We start from the raw sequence: 477 nt of genomic DNA, 5'->3' as shown, positions 1-477 counted from the left end.
GCGTGTAGTCGTCCCAGTCCTCCTGAAGGCGGGAGAATACGTTCTCGACCACGGCGTCGGGGCCCACGTAGGTGCCGGCGTACGGGAAGCCCGCTGCCTCGGTCCAGCGCACATCGTCGCGGAGCGGCGCGAGCATGCCGTCGATGTCGCCGCGGTCGCTCGCGTCGTAGTGGGCGCGGATGATGTCGGCATTGGTCATAGCAGGATGCTCCTCAAAGGTCGTAGGGCCGACGGATAGCGCGAGGCCTTCGTGCAGGAGGCGGCTCACGACGATCGGCGGAGGTCAGACGGGCTGGGCGTCGGGGTAGGCGACCGAACCGAGCGGATAGATGTGGCCGCCTCCGCGGGAGTGCTCGGACGCCCCCTCGCCGTTGAGGCCCAGGAAGATGCCGGTCGTCATGAGCTGGTAGCCGAGGTCGTGCAGCCAGACGCTCGCGACCGCGATCCGGAACTCGCGGAAGCAGAACAGGTAGAGCC

Annotated in this window: 2 protein-coding genes; both read right to left on the bottom strand. The window is 68.1% G+C overall.

The genetic code is table 11. The annotated features are described in order from the left end of the window. Nucleotides 1-199 (bottom strand): nuclear transport factor 2 family protein (locus tag AC1DLI_RS34365; RefSeq protein ID WP_477610220.1); only part of this gene is annotated, 199 nt, incomplete at its 3' end. Nucleotides 200-283: 84 nt separating this feature from the next. Further along, nucleotides 284-477: MoaF C-terminal domain-containing protein (locus AC1DLI_RS34360; protein WP_477610218.1), on the bottom strand; the 194-nt coding region annotated here is incomplete at its 5' end.

It is taken from the genome of Paenibacillus sp. 01T443 (assembly GCF_056398325.1).
The sequence above is the reverse complement of the archived record's forward strand: the minus strand, read 5'-3'. Positions and strand labels throughout refer to the sequence as shown.